This is a genomic window from Buttiauxella noackiae ATCC 51607, from assembly GCF_001654865.1.
Classification (GTDB): Bacteria; Pseudomonadota; Gammaproteobacteria; order Enterobacterales; family Enterobacteriaceae; genus Buttiauxella; species Buttiauxella noackiae.
On sequence record NZ_LXEO01000015.1, the window covers coordinates 127,276 to 142,141 of the forward strand.

Consider the following 14,866-nt stretch of genomic DNA (forward strand, 5'->3'; position numbering starts at 1 on the left):
CCACAATTAAAATAAGGTATTTATGAAAAAGTTAATGATAGCGGTTGTTGCTTCTGTAATTTTATCTGGCTGCGCCCAGCAGACATTTACCATTAACAAAGATATTGCTGAAAAACCACAGCAAACCACGACACACCATTTCTTCGTTAGCGGAATTGGTCAAACAAAAACTGTTGATGCTGCAGCTGTATGTGGTGGTGCTGATAAAGTTGTTCGCACTGAAGTGCAGCAGACATTTGCTGACGGTTTCCTGGGCTTTATCACTCTGGGAATTTATACCCCTCGCGATGCTCGCGTATATTGCTCTAAATAAATACCCTTGCCGGTGTTATGCACCGGCATTAAACGTTTTTGATTTGATTAACATAAAATAATAACATGCCGAAATGATACCGTCTGGCAATAGTATAAAATGAATAAGAAGATGATTTTCAATGACATGGGGATTTAAAGTAGCAACAGCAGTTCTTGTTGTTGTCGTAATGGTTTGGCTGATGCTAATTATCAACACCTTCGATAAATATGCACATTTTCATTATTTGATCGATCAAATTGAAGGAACCTACTTGAGGTGACTTACGCTAAATCACCTCAATTTATAAATTTGCGCTGATTCTAAAGCCCCACCACCGGCACATTACAACCTCGAAAATTATTAAGATATCAATAAATTAGCTTGTGTGAGTATTGATATTGAGATAGACCATCAACTCAGCTTTTGCGCTCTGTTTAGCGGCAGTGTCTTCAGCAACAATATAAAATGATCTGGATGCACCTTCTGGCGCTTTCTCAGCAGGATATACAGTGTAATTTAAATCCTTCTGACCAGATTCTATCTTGCATTTCATAGCCCATGCATTTACTTCCTTTTCATCACTCTGACAGGTAGTCGGCCCGAAGGAATAGCTGAGATAAGAAGCAACCCGCGCTTCTGCATCTCTTACATAGGATGGAGCACTGTTGAGCGAATAAACTGCGCAAAGCACAAGTGCAAGTGATGCTGCAGCCAAAGAAATAAGATGTATTTTTTTCATGATCCCAGAGATGTTTTAAGTGAGAGGGGGTCGAAGTATATAGGAATCCACTTATTGATTACACATTTTGAAATGGTTTTTTTATATTTGTATTAAACGGTATTTATTCACACCAATTATAACTCTGAGTGAATATTCTATTTGATACTAGTTTGCAGTGTTTATATTTTAATATATTGTTAATTCTATGATCATATCTGTTGCATATGACGACAAAAAGTTAGCAGGTAATTAGTTTCTTAGTCCTACGGAATATACCCATATATTATTTATGCCTTTCTGGTTCTTTGACTATTATTTCGCAAACATAGAGTCATCAAGGCTTGTAACCTCCGGCCATGTAGCTGATGAGGACGACTACCTGAGTTGCATGACCTTACTTCACATATTCCGCGTCAAAAGCGCGATGGTATGTGAAGAGTTCAGGCGGTATCCTCGGTAGTCTTTAGTTCATACTACGCTTTTAGGCTTGTCATCTTTTACAGTCATTCATTGCCTGGTATCCCTAAGTTAATATCTACAACGTGCCTCTGCCCATCATCTATCAATGGGATGGTATTTCCTGGCTGCGATACGCCATCCAGTATGAGCTGATACTCTCCCTCCCCTCGCTGCACATTTATCTGATAATCACTCGAACCATGTCGATAAACCAGGCTCACATAAGGCCAGTCGCGCGGCAGTAATGGATGAACAGTGATTGAGTCACCCTGGCGTTGAATACCCAGCAAGGTTTCGATGATTAACCGATATGCCCAACCGGCCGAACCGGTATACCAACTCCAGCCGCCGCGCCCGGTGTGCGGCGCAACGCTATAAATATCTGCCGTCATCACATACGGTTCGACTTTATAACGTTCAATGGCATCTGTAGTGAGTCCGTGATTAATCGGGTTAATCAGAGACCATAGCTGCCAGGCCCGTTCGATATTGCCGCTGCGGGCAAACGCCATCACCGCCCAGATAGCCCCATGAGTATATTGCCCACCGTTTTCGCGCACGCCTGGCAAGTAACCCTGAATGTAGCCAGGGTTTGGCCCGTTCCCGTTAAATGGCGGGGTAAGAAGTTTTATCAGGCCGGCCTCGTTATCCACCAGACGTGAGTCCAGCGCCTGCATCGCTTGCGCACACCGCTCCGCGCTTCCCGCCCCGGATAACACCGCCCAACTTTGGGCAATGGCATCTATCTGGCACTCTTTGGCACTCTGCGAGCCCAGAGCTTCTCCACTATCAAAATAGCCCCGGCGATACCATGCCCCATCCCAGGCAGCCGTCTCAAGATTGATTTGCAGTTTTGCGGCTTCTTGGTGGCAAAGCGCGGCAATTTCCCCATCGTGGTTTTGTTCCGCGAGTTGCGCAAACTGCGGCAAAACATCATAGAGGAAGAACCCAAGCCAGACGCTCTCGCCCTTGCCTTCCAGCCCGACGAGGTTCATACCATCGTTCCAGTCACCCGCGCCCATCAACGGCAAGCCATGTTGACCAAATCGCAAGCCGTGGCGAATGGCTTTTACCCCGTGCTGCCAGAGCGTCTCCTCCAGCGCGCTGATAACGGGTTGTTCATAGGCTGACTCTTCGCCAGGCTGTAATTCACGCCCTTCAAGGTACGGCAAGCGATGTTCAAGCAAACCAATGTCACCGGTGGTTTTAACGTAGTGGCAAATAGACAGCGGCAACCAAAGGTAATCATCAGAACAACGGGTGCGAACCCCATTTCCTAATGGTGGATGCCACCAGTGCTGCACATCGCCCTCAACAAACTGACGTGATGCACACAGCAGGATTTGCTCGCGCAGCCGTTCCGGAGCGGCATGACTCAGAGCCAATGTGTCTTGCAACTGGTCGCGGAAACCAAAAGCACCACCAGACTGGTAGTAACCGCTGCGAGCCATCAGGCGGCAAGCTATGGTCTGGTATAGCAGCCAGCCATTGGAAAGCAGGTTGACGGCAGAGTCCGGGGTGGTAACGACGATTTGATCGAGCATCCGGTGCCAGTAACGGTGAACATTCGCCAGTTCGCTACGTGCCGCGTCTTCACTCAGATACTGATTAATCATTAGCTCCGCGTCATGCGGGCTTTGCCCGATACCCAGCACAAAAATAAAGGTTCGCTGATCGCCATCAATCATCGTGGTGGCAGACTGAATCGCACCACACGGGTCCAGACCCGCGCCCGTTTTATCAGACAATGTGCGCAACTTCATGGCCGCTGGATTTCGCTGCGAACCATTGCGTCCAAGGAATTCCCGGCGGTCGCCGGTTATTGAACAATGCACTCCTGACACCGCGAAAAATGCCGTTCTCTCCGAACCATTGCTGTTGTAGAAGTTATTTGCCAATACGCCGCAGCCGCGCCCGGTTGTCGACGCGCGAGTCACAACATGCATGGCCGATTTGCTACGAGATTCAGCCAGTGTCCACTCCACATAACCTGTCACGGAGATTTTACGTGTACGCCCAGACGTATTGCTAAGTGTCAGAATGGCAATTTTTACTGGTGCATGTTCTGCCACCAGTATCGTCAACTCCGTGTCGATACCCATTTCACGGTGCGCAAAAACGCTGTAGCCAAATCCGTGGCGGGAAAGATAGTGGCCGTTGCCACGCACCGGTAAGGTGGTCGGTGACCAGACCGCACCGCTTTCTTCATCACGCAAATAATACGCTTCACCAGATCGATCGCTAATGGGGTCGTTTTCCCACGGAGTAAGGCGGTATTCATGTGCATTTTCATACCAGGTATACGCCTGGCCTGCTTCAGAAATGACGGAGCCAAAACTGGCGTTCGCCAACACGTTGGCCCATGGTGCAGGTGTCTGGTCATTTTCATCTAACGTAATCTGGTATTCGCGACCATCTTGCGAGAATCCGCCGCGGCCATTGAATAATACCAGCGCGCGGGTATCTGGCTGCCATGGATCGTGTTGATTGGTCGGGATTCCCGTTCGAGGAATAAAGGCCAGTTGTGTAGGATTTGTCGCCTGCAGACGCTGGTCAAGTTGTTCTTTCAGGCCACCGAACCGATCGTCGAGCACAATTTGCGCCACACTCAGGAGTAAAAGTCGGTCTTCCGCCGACATATGTTCACCGTTGCGCACAAAAATACCGCCAGGTTTATCTATCTGGCTGGCTTCAGACCCGGCCATAATCAATTCTATTATTTGGTTTTGTAGCTCTTGCTGATAGCCGCCAGGATTATCGTTAAGAATAACCAGATCTACGGACAGCCCTTTTAACCGCCAGTAATGGTGGGCCTGAATCATCGTGGTGATAAGCAGAATACTTTCATCGCTGGTGACATTAAGAATCACAATCGGCAAGTCGCCTGAAATAGACCAACCCCATAATCCTGACTGCCCGCGACGGTTACGGCACAGTATTTTGGCGTCCGCACGAAGTTCGGGGCCAGGGAACAGCACTGCGCTTGCAAGGCGGTTAAAGAGCGTTGCATCGTCTTCGTTGGCATTTATCTGGCGCAACACTATCTGACTATGTGACCACGCCAGTTCAAATACGCGATCGGCTATCGGGTGGTCGTGGTATTTCTCAATCAGCGCCTGGCTGTGCTGGCGGCTTTCCGTTACGCCATAAATGATATCGACCGTCACCGGTAAACCAGGTTGTAAAACAATGGACTGGCGGATGGCAAGAATCGGGTCCAGCACTGGCCCAACGCTGTTACTTAGTGAACCGCTTTGTATGGTTGCAAGCGCATTGGAAGGGGTTCTTCCCCGACCGAGGAATTTAGCGCGGTCGGTTTCAAACGAGGTATCGTTCTGAGTCTGGCCGTGTACCACCATGGTATGGAACATCCACGGACAAGCTTCATCAGGTGCACGAGGCCTGCGGTGACAGAGAATGGCGTGCTGATCGTGTAGCAGCTCGGTCTGAATAAACAAGTTACTGAATGCCGGGTGAGCCAGGTCGCTCTCTTTCGGCGCCAGCACCACTTCTGCGTAAGTTGTCAGTTCAATGGTACGCGGCAGCCGCCCACGATGCAGCAGCGTGACGCGTCGCAGTTCAATATCATCTTCGGGTGAAACAACAATCTGCGTTTTAACGCTAACTGTTCCCGCCAGCAATTTATACTCAGCCCCAGCGTCGGTAAATATCACGTCGTACTGGCTGACCGGCTCACCAAGCGGCTGCCAGGTATTGCTCCACACTTCATTCATGACAGGGTCACTGATATAGCAAAACGCGCCCCAGTTATCGCAGGTTGCATCGCTGCGCCAGCGGGTTAACGCCAGATCTTTCCAGCGACTGTATCCGCCACCAGACTGGCTGACCATCAGGTGGTAATCAGCGTTCGACAGCAACTGAACTTCGGGAATCAGGCTATCAACATCGGTAAACTCGCGAGTTTCATACTGAACTGGTTGCAGAACCCCTTCGTGAGATTCGAAATGGCGGCGCGGGCTATACAACTCAACGGCATCAGGAACCCTTTCTTGCAATAACAGACGAGCTGACTGGAATGATGGGCTGGACATAAATCTGTCGACCATGGGCGCTCCCAACAAGACGTGGGACAGTGCCTGAAACGCCATGCCCTGGTGGTGCGCCATCCACGAACGAACCACCGCGTACATTTGGCCACTGGCGAGACGCGAAGGCGTATAGTCCAGCGCTTCGTAGAAACCATATTCCCCACGAGCACCGTTTTTCTCGAGATTCAGCAGGTTTTCGCAGGCTTTATGCGGCGAGACCGTCAATGCCATCATGGTGGCATACGGTGCGATGACCATGTCATCCGCAAGCCCCCGTCGCAAACCAAGGCCCGGCACACCAAAAGCGTGGTACTGGTAATTTTGCAATGCGTCAAAGGAGTAGTAACCCGACTCTGAAATCCCCCACGGCACGCCCCGCTCTTTGCCCCAGTCAATCTGGCGTTTTACCGCTGATTGGCTCATCTCCTCCAGTAAACTTCCCGGATAGGTCGGCATCACCAGGTTCGGCATTAAATATTCAAACATTGAGCCACTCCACGACATTAATGCCGTTTCGTTATCAATGGTGGTAAAGAGTCGCCCTAACGCAAACCAGCTTTTCAGCGGTAACTGGTTAGTGGCAATCGCCAGGAAACTGGTAAGACGAATTTCTGAAGGCAACAGATCGTAATGGCTATTATCGAGCTTATTGTTATCGCAGTTGTAACCGACGCTGAGCAGGCTGGTGACCTCGTTATACAGAAAGGCAAAGTCCATTCGTGCGTGCTCATTCAGACGCTGTTCCAGCTCAGTAATAATATCCAGGCGTGTGCGAGCCTGGCGTATCGCTGATTCAGTGGGTGTGCCTTCGCCGGTATGTTTTGCCTGTGCCAGCCAGGAAAGTGTTGGCAACGACTCACCCTGCCAGTTTGCGGGAAGCCAACTCAGAAAATGAGTCCATTCGTGGCAGATAAGTACTAATTGACGCTGGAGATGATCCACCCAACGGCGGATGCGCCCCTCTTCATGATTGCAAAGTGCGTGCAGACGATTGCTTTGCGCACGCATGTTTTTCAATTCAGGAAAGAGTAACGCCGGATGAAGTGTAGTGGCGTTTTTACAGTGATTACTGAGCTGGCGCAGCGATGTCGGTGCATGCTGCCCCCAGGCTTTCTCGAGTATTTGTAATGTGTCATCGAGGCCCATTAGCAATTGTTTAGTGTTCAGGATTGGGCGGTTACGCAGCCCCGTTAGCCCTGCGCTGAGGGTGAGCAAATGTCCGGCCATATTGCCGCTATCAACACTTGAGATATAACGAGGGTTAAGCGGTGCCAGGGTGCGCGTGTCGTACCAGTTATATAAATGACCGCGGTAATGCTCCATTTTATCCAGCGTGTCGAGCGTCAACGTGATGCGTTGCAGCATTTCACCCTGCGGAATATAGCCAAAATCCCACGCCGTCAGGTTGGCCATTAGCGACAAACCAATATTTGTTGGCGAGGTGCGGTGTGCAATCACCGGCTGGGGAATTTCCTGGTAATTATCCGGCGGGAGCCAGTTTTCTTTCTCATTGGCGAACGTTTCGAAAAAGGCCCAAATCTCGCGGCTACTTTGGCGCAACAGGCGTTTATTTTCAGCATTAAACGTAACGGCAGGCCGGGCGGGCTCACGACTCAGCCAGCTTAATAACAATGGAGCGAGACACCACAACACGCCGATTGGTAGCGCAACAAACAGCATCATCGGGGCCAGGGTTGCCGCGAGCAGAATCAGTGCCAAACCGGCAACAACATTGAGCCACATTGCGCGATAAAAGCGCATCGGCGAAGCCTTTGCACTCTCAGTACTCTGATCGAAACTGGCCCACTGGTTGAGATTGCGATGGCTAATACCCAGGCGCCATAACGTCACCACTATGGAATAAAGCGAATAACCGGCCTCATGGGGCATGGTGATAAACCCAAGGCCAATACGCATCAGGCTTTTAAGCCCGCCAGATGACACCAGAATCAGATGCTGTACGAATGGCCGCCGTGCGGGTTTGTTGAGAATGTCCTGGGCGATAACCAGTATTGTGGGAAGTAACAGCACCGCTGCCAATACGCATATCCAGTAAAATGGATTCGGGACCAGTAAAAGCGTACAAAACACAAGCACCAGAAATGACGGTGCGACCAGACTTCGACGTAAGTTATCCAGCAGTTTCCAGCGTGAAAGCGTAGTTAGCGGGTTTTTACCACGCGTTCCATCTTCTTTTCTGGGGTTGAATGTAAGCCAGTTCAGCAGTTGCCAGTCGCCGCGTATCCAGCGGGTACGCCTTGCCACATCGGTGAGGTAATTATTGGGATACTGCTCGTAAAGCAGCACTTCACTCAGCAAGCCCGAACGGGCATAGCACCCTTCCAGTAAATCATGGCTCAGCACCAGGTTTTCTGGGCAGGTATTGCGCGTGGCTTGCGTAAAAGTATCTACGTCGTAAATACCTTTACCGACGAATGACCCTTCACCAAAAAGATCCTGATAAATATCTGATGACATCATTGAGTAGGGATCGTTACCCGGCACGTTACTACACATAGCCGCATAGCGTCCCTGCCCGTTACGCGGGATCTCTTCTGCAAGCCCAGGCTGCAAAATACCGTAACCTTTGACGACACGCTGTTTTACCGGATCGTAGACCGGGTGATTAAGCGGGTGCGCCATAGTCGCGACCAGCTTATGGGCAGTATCGCGCGGCAGGACGGTATCGCTATCCAGCGTGATGACATATTTCACCCCAGCAGGCGGGCTAATCACATTACTGTGGACTTCTGAAAACTGCTCTGCCGGTTGGCGTAACCAACTATTGAGCAACGACAATTTACCGCGTTTACGCTCATAACCCATCCAGACGTTTTGTTGTTCATTCCACTGCGCTTTACGGTGAAGTAAGAAGAAAAGCGGCTGGGATATGGAGGCATAACGGCGATTCAGATTCTGCATTTGCGCTTCAGCCCAGTGTAGAAGATCGGCGTTTTCCGGCGAGTTTTCATCTGGTGAATCAGCAAAATCCGTCAGCAATGCAAAATAAAGATTGGCAGTGTTATTACCGAGGTAACACACTTCCAGGCTGTTAAGCAGCTTGTCTATCCCCACTCGGCTGGTGAGCAAACAAGGGATCACTACCATGGTGCAAAACTCAGCCGGAATGCCAGTCGAGAAATCCATACGAGGCAGCGGGAGCGGCGAACGGAAACGCGTTGTTGCCTCGCTGAGTAAATTAATCGCTAACTGGCTAACCAGAACCACCAGCGGCAGAGCAAGAAGCACCAGCGGCCAGCTCATGCCTTGTTCGTGTGTATGAGATAAAACGTCGGCGGTAAAGGCGATGGTCAACAGGCTCAGGCTACCGAGCCATGAAAGCAGCGGAATTTGGTTAAAACTGTGGCGGAGTCGGACGATCCACGACGTATTAGCCCCAAGCTGGTGTTCAAGTTTCGAGCGCCCTTCACCAATAAGATAATAGCCAACATGGTTACCATCTGACTGCGCCATCTCCAGAATATGACTCGCGACTTCTGGTTCATTATGGTGGCTGTGCCGGGCAAGGATCTCAATAATGTGCCGATAGTGATCGCGTGTATCAAAGTGCATTGCCGGGTAAATACCGCCAGGGTCTTTACGCAATGTTTGCTCGACCAGGCTCATGGCCTCGGCAAAGTCTGCCCAGTTGGTTTCGCTTAGCAGACGCAAACCGGCAATGCTGTTACTAACCGATAGCTGACTTGCAGCAAGTTGTTGGTTAAAGCGGTGAATCAGGTAATCGGTGGTGACGCCCGTTTCAGCAAGGCGCTGTTCAACCCAGGTCAGCGGCAAAGAGAGCATATTCCCCCGCCCCTGCAAGCGACGAACCAGCTCAGCCACAAAGGCACTGCTCAATGGCGGACGCGAACGTGCCATATCCGCAATTACCATAATCAAATCTGCTGGCGTGTTCTCGGCACATTCAAAAATACGCGTTATCCAGACATCGGCCAGGTTTCGCTCTTCCTGCGCGTCAGCGACTTCGATACTGACCCGGCGTAAATTCTCGATTAGAGCCAGGCGTAACATTCCCGGCAGTGCCCAAAGTTCGCCGAGCGTTAGCGGTGTCACCTGTTGATATGCTGCAATATAGCTTGTCAGGCTGTCGGCATCCCATCGGCCATCGGCATGGGCAATCGCTTCGGAGGCAATATCATAAATACGCGGGCAATTATGTGGCGCGGCTAACGGCGGTAAACCCTTGCCAAAATTCTTGGGTAAGTGGTGGCGAACCACACGAATTTGTTCTTCGATAAGATAGTAATTATCCAGCAGCCATTCGCCTGCAGGCGTAATCCCTGACTTTTCACCCGCATTGAGCAGGTAGCAGTTACGGGTAATGATGGCTTCATTATCTTCCAGGCGCTTGAGTAAGTAGTAAGGTAATTTGTTGCTCGATAATTTATGGGAACGCGCCAGCTTCTGGCCATAGCGCTCCATCTGGGCCGCAGAAAACAGCTCAGCTTTGATAGGGCTTTCATTCGCAGGCTCAGTGCCTAACCAGTCAGGGGTTTTTGGATGCAGTTCCAGTGACTTACTCGCGGTAAACCACTGTTTAAGATTTAATTTCATGAATTTGCTCATCAGGCGATGTGAACGCGCAGGAGCAGTTGTTCAATCAGATCAGAAACGTTCTCTCAGGATGGTGTGTCAGGCATCAGGGATTTAACAGCTGCAAGAGTCTTCTATAAAGCATAGCTTAAATTTTATTCGTTTTTCTTGCGTGAGTTTTCATATGCCAGTGATAAGCATTGCGAGATAGCGTGGAGCTAAAATTGATTTGCCTTTCAATGAAGGGAGTTCATCCTACCATGCCTATGCATAAATAACGCACAGTTGCCTGAATATGATTAAAGCAGCGAATATGAGGGAGTGCTTTTTACCCTACCAAACTGGTCGAATAAAAAGGTTGTCTGGAGCGGTCAGCGGGAATCGAACCCGCATCATCAGCTTGGAAGGCTGAGGTAATAGCCATTATACGATGACCGCTTTGGTCCGCCACCGGAGCCTCGAACCCCGTACTACAACCTATGATTGCCGCTCTTCCCGATGAGCTAGTGGCGGTTTGGTAATACTACCGACACATCAGATTTAATAATCGCACACTCTGGAGAGGGTTAACGGCCGGCGCGGCATAATACATAAGTGAAATTAACCCTGCAATCTATAAGTATTTATTGAGGTGATATTTTCCCGCTACTGATTACTATAACAACAATTGCACGGAAACAAGCCCGTTACCCAACTTCACATTATCTATTGCGGATAGCGCATCATGTTTAATCTTAGTGAGTATGGGAAAAAAGAATCGCAACATGTACGCTTCATTTTGTTCCTGGAATCTGCCTGGACGAACAAAAATCTGACTCAATTGGCGCTGGATGGAACGCAGCTGTAAAACGTGCTGGCATTCGCCGTGGCAATCCGTACCATACACGCCACACTTACGCATGCTGAATGCTTACTTCGGGAAGAAACCCGTCATCTATCGCCAGCCAGATGGGCCACGAAATACCCAAATGGTTTATGACATTGATTCAACCTGAATACAGGATATGAACGGCGATCAGTTCAGCATCTAAACCAAAAACTCGCGCTATAGGCTGTGCTTCTGTGGTGCCCCTGAAACAACCGGCAAATCAATAAAATGCAAGATAAACAAGAAATTACAAAGAAAGATCAATACAACCTGAATAAATTACAGAAGCGCCTGCGTCGTAACGTGGGTGAAGCGATCGCTGATTACAATATGATTGAAGAAGGCGACCGTATTATGGTTTGCCTGTCAGGCGGCAAAGACAGCTACACCATGCTGGAAATTCTACGAAACTTACAGCAGAGCGCGCCGATTAATTTCAGCCTGGTAGCCGTTAATCTCGATCAAAAACAACCCGGTTTCCCTGAGCATATCCTGCCCGAGTATCTGGAAAGCATCGGTGTTGAATACAAAATTGTCGAAGAGAACACTTACGGTATCGTTAAAGATAAGATCCCGGAAGGCAAAACTACCTGTTCTCTGTGCTCTCGTTTACGCCGTGGCATCCTTTACCGCACTGCGACTGAGCTGGGTGCGACAAAAATAGCTCTTGGTCATCACCGTGATGACATCCTTCAGACGCTTTTCCTGAATATGTTCTACGGCGGCAAGATGAAAGGTATGCCACCAAAACTGATGAGTGACGACGGAAAACACATTGTCATTCGTCCGTTGGCATATTGCCGTGAGAAAGACATTGAGCGTTTTGCAACGGCGCGTGAGTATCCGATCATTCCGTGCAACCTGTGCGGTTCGCAGCCAAATCTGCAACGCCAGGTCATTGGTGAAATGCTGCGTGACTGGGATAGACGTTATCCTGGCCGTATCGAAACCATGTTTAGTGCCATGCAAAATGTTGTGCCTTCACACATGTGTGACACGGAACTGTTCGATTTTAAAGGCCTGCAACACGGCGCTGAAGTTGTTGATGGCGGAGATTTAGCTTTCGACCGCGAAGAGTTGCCAATGCAACCTGCTGGCTGGCAGCCCGAAGAAGATGACAGTGAAACGCCTGTTCAACGCCTAGATATTCTCGAAATCAAATAATCCTCTCTTCCCTCTCTCGCCTGAGAGAGGGAAATCTCTGCGCTAACTGTGCGGTGGTGGCTCGATAATCGGTCTTTGGTCGGGGTCAAGCGGTGGGTCTGGTATCGGCTGCGGTCTTGGGATCGGATCAGGTATTGGCGTAGGCTCACTCGGAAACGACGGGTCACTCATATCTAATCTTCGATAAACAGTCATTATTGCCTCCTTTAAATACTCCTTTTAAGCATAGACCACATATTGCGGACAAAAAAAAGCCGACTTATAGTCGGCTCGTACGAATCAATTGTGCTATGCAGTAATTCTAAAAAAGGAAGTAAGACAATATGGAGCGCAACGCCCATCGCTTGACGTTGCATTCACCTGCGAAAGAGATATTGCCTTGAACCAGCGTTCCATTTATTGACCTTGCTCAATTATCGCCGCCTTTTTTACTCGATAGCATGTTAAAAATGTTAAATTTTACAGCCATTTACTACGATGTAACCACCAGGCAACACCGCCTATAAGAACCACCAACATGATGCAAAACAGGCTGAAACCAAAATGCCAACCACCGCCAGGAATGCCCCCTAAATTCACACCAAATAGTCCCGTCAGAAACGTACTGGGTAAAAAAACCATCGCCATTAGCGACATGGTGTAGGTTCTTCTTCCCATGGCTTCCTGCATAACCTGGGCAATTTCGTCAGTCATAACCGCAGTGCGCGCGATACAGGCATCAATTTCATCAAGCCCGCGCCCTAACCTGTCGGAAATATCCTGCATACGACGACGATGATCATCAGTCATCCAGGGTAAACGCTCACTCGAAAGGCGCGCATACACATCTCGCTGAGGTGCCATATAACGGCGCATCACGATTAACTGTTTACGTAACAGAGCAAGGAAACCACGCGGGGGAATTTGCTGGTCCAGCAAGTTATCTTCAAGGTCGATGATTTTGTCATGCAGCTGTTCAATAAATTCACTTGCGTGATCGGTCAGCGCATCACAAACATCCACCAACCAGCTTCCACAATCGAGCGGGCCGGCGCCTTCCTTAAGATCGTTCACCACATCGTCGAGAGCCAGAACCTGGCGCTGGCGCGTTGACACAATAAGCCGCTCATTAATATATAAGCGCATGGCAACAAGTTGGTCGGGGCGTTCATCGGTACTGCCATTAATGCAGCGCAACGTAATCAGCGTCCCCTCACCTATTCGCGTAACTCGCGGGCGCAGACTTTCTCCTGCCAATGCATCACGAGCATAATTTGGCAGCAGAGGTGTAGTCGCCAGCCAATTTGCGCTAATGCTATTGGTATAATTCAAATGCAACCAACCAGGATGTTCGGCATCAATGGTGTCATTATCCTCAATGGTATCGACCCCGCCTTTACCATCCAATTGCCAGGCGAACACGGCATCCGGCACATTTAACTGGTATCCCTTAATGGTTTCCACTGCATTATCTCCACGCGTTACCACAATACTGTTGTCAGTCTAGCCGTCTTCTTTTGTTATGTAACTCGGAAAAATATCCAAACACGCTGAATTTGCTGAATAAAAAATGTTACATTTCTGCAGTTTTTTAGAACCAATCATGCCTCGCGGCATTCGGAGATGATGTTTGTCACAAAGACGTAGGGCTTCACCCAATTTAGACCTCCGCCTTAAGAGCATGCGCCAACGGGCAATCACTGTCAGTGGCCCGTGGTTTCTATGGATTAATTTGTTGTTCTGCTTATTTATTTTAGGCAGGCATTACTTCTCACCCTCACAGCAAATCGCAAGCGTGGCGGCATCAGTACCCGTACTTGAAATTCTTATGGGGCTAATTCTCGCCGTCTCATCATCCGCCATTTTCATTTTGCGCATGGCACATGATCAATATGCCGAGTGGCTAAGCAAATTTCTGTACGGGACATTGCTTTGTATCAGCGCATTATGGGTAGGATGTTTTTATGTATTCCTGGCAAGTGGCGATTCGCGGATTGTTTTCCCCTTCGCAGCATTGCTGATTTTCACTGCGCTAATTTCACTTTATTTTGACGGCCGGGTTTTACTGAGTTTCACCCTGCCTATCTGGATCTCGATTCTGGTCTGTAATTTTATTTATCCCTCTGATCTGACCCTACTCAACGCGCTGCTCTATCTACTTCTCGCCGGTCTTTTTGAGTCGGGCCGTCGAATTTTGCGAGGGTGGTTTGTGCTGGCGATTCGTCGTGAACAAGAAAATAGAGAGTTAATTAAACAACTACAAGACCTGGCGAATAACGACCCTCTTACCGGTATTGCCAATCGTCGCTCTTTTCATCTTCTTCTCGAAAAGGCGATGCAGCGCCAGCAACAATGCGGCACACCACTTTCATTGGTTATGCTGGATGTCGATTACTTCAAGAAGTACAACGACCATTATGGCCATCAGGCTGGTGATGAATGTCTGGTGAAAATAGGTCAATGTCTGGCGGATGCAATTCGCTCAACACATGACGCAGTTGCTCGCTTTGGCGGAGAGGAGTTTATCATTTTACTGCCAGATGCAGTGGAGCAGCAGGCAATTGAAGTAGCTGAACGGCTTAGAATGAACCTACAGGCCCTGTCTATCCCACACGCAGCCTCACCTGTAATGCCTTATGTAACCATCAGTCTCGGTATTGCCACTGTGATGCCAGGAACCACCTCGACACGCCTTATCGCACAAGCTGATGCCGCGCTGTATAAGGCCAAAGAAAATGGCCGCAACCGGTGGCAAGTTTTCCAACATTATTAAAGAG

At 49.2% G+C, this 14,866-nt stretch carries 7 protein-coding genes, 1 tRNA gene and 1 pseudogene; 4 read left to right on the forward strand and 5 right to left on the reverse strand.

Annotated features, from left to right (window positions below; all coding sequences use genetic code 11):
- The first annotated feature begins 22 nt into the window (after positions 1–22).
- Complete coding sequence (locus tag M979_RS06875; RefSeq protein WP_034455482.1) at positions 23–313, forward strand: Bor family protein; 291 nt, start codon at positions 23–25, stop codon at positions 311–313.
- Between the two features lie 358 nt (positions 314–671).
- Here the strand turns inward: M979_RS06875 and M979_RS06880 are convergent, their stop codons facing one another.
- The 3 genes from M979_RS06880 to M979_RS06890 form a co-directional block, all read right to left on the reverse strand.
- Entirely contained in the window at positions 672–1,034 is a 363-nt protein-coding gene (locus tag M979_RS06880) for a hypothetical protein (RefSeq protein WP_064554238.1), read from the reverse strand.
- A 485-nt stretch (positions 1,035–1,519) separates the two neighbouring features.
- Positions 1,520–10,099: a GH36-type glycosyl hydrolase domain-containing protein gene (locus tag M979_RS06885; protein ID WP_064554239.1), complete on the reverse strand. Its 8,580-nt coding sequence runs from the start codon at positions 10,097–10,099 to the stop codon at positions 1,520–1,522.
- Between the two features lie 342 nt (positions 10,100–10,441).
- Positions 10,442–10,516, reverse strand: a tRNA-Gly gene (locus M979_RS06890).
- A gap of 286 nt (positions 10,517–10,802) precedes the next feature.
- Here M979_RS06890 and M979_RS24010 point away from each other — a divergent pair.
- Both M979_RS24010 and ttcA read left to right on the forward strand, forming a co-directional pair.
- The gene (locus M979_RS24010) at positions 10,803–10,925 is read left to right on the forward strand and encodes a hypothetical protein (protein WP_390886950.1); all 123 of its coding nucleotides are present in this window, start codon (positions 10,803–10,805) and stop codon (positions 10,923–10,925) included.
- 249 nt (positions 10,926–11,174) lie between these two features.
- Positions 11,175–12,110, forward strand: a complete 936-nt coding sequence (gene ttcA / locus M979_RS06895) for a tRNA 2-thiocytidine(32) synthetase TtcA (RefSeq protein WP_064554240.1) — start codon at positions 11,175–11,177, stop codon at positions 12,108–12,110.
- A 32-nt stretch (positions 12,111–12,142) separates the two neighbouring features.
- On the opposite strand, the pseudogene ynaL reads toward ttcA, so the two are convergent.
- Together ynaL and zntB are read right to left on the reverse strand one after the other, a co-directional pair.
- Positions 12,143–12,305 (reverse strand): annotated as a pseudogene (gene ynaL / locus M979_RS24130) (proline-rich small protein YnaL); the annotation flags it as partial.
- Between the two features lie 264 nt (positions 12,306–12,569).
- Complete coding sequence (zntB, locus tag M979_RS06900) at positions 12,570–13,553, reverse strand: zinc transporter ZntB (protein ID WP_064554241.1); 984 nt, start codon at positions 13,551–13,553, stop codon at positions 12,570–12,572.
- Between the two features lie 217 nt (positions 13,554–13,770).
- On the opposite strand from zntB, the gene M979_RS06905 reads away from it, so the two are divergent.
- Positions 13,771–14,862, forward strand: a complete 1,092-nt coding sequence (locus M979_RS06905) for a GGDEF domain-containing protein (protein ID WP_064554242.1) — start codon at positions 13,771–13,773, stop codon at positions 14,860–14,862.
- Positions 14,863–14,866: the final 4 nt, after the last annotated feature.